The sequence below is a fragment of the Fusibacter bizertensis genome (assembly GCF_029914245.1).
Taxonomy (GTDB): Bacteria; Bacillota; Clostridia; order Peptostreptococcales; family Acidaminobacteraceae; genus Fusibacter_C; species Fusibacter_C bizertensis.
Genome location: NZ_JARYZI010000046.1, coordinates 1 through 371, shown reverse-complemented (window position 1 = coordinate 371; position 371 = coordinate 1). Strand labels below are relative to the sequence as shown.

Below are 371 nucleotides of genomic sequence, written 5' to 3'. Positions count from 1 at the left end.
GACGCTGGAGGACTTTACTTCTGTGTTCGGTATGGGAACAGGTGTGGCCCCTCCGCCATCATCACTGGATCTCGTGCAATAAAGATTTTTTCAAAGACAAGAGTTCTACGACGCTACGCGCCTTCGAAATTGTCCTTTAAAAAACTTTATTTCACTCGCGAATTTAACTTCGCTCCTTATATATAAACAGCTAAGCTGTGTTAAACATAAGTAAGTTTGTATTCAATTTATGCATTACATAAATCGTACACACTCAAAATTGCATATAACTTCGACATTTACTTCGTAAAAAATTATCTCTAGGTCAAGTCCTCGACCTATTAGTACCTGTCAGCTGAATACATTACTGCACTTACACCTCAGGCCTATTA

At 38.5% G+C, this 371-nt stretch carries 1 rRNA gene; it reads right to left on the bottom strand.

The window, feature by feature from the left end:
- Positions 1–69, bottom strand: a 5S ribosomal RNA gene (gene rrf, locus QE109_RS17650); the annotation flags it as partial.
- Positions 70–371 lie beyond the last annotated feature (302 nt).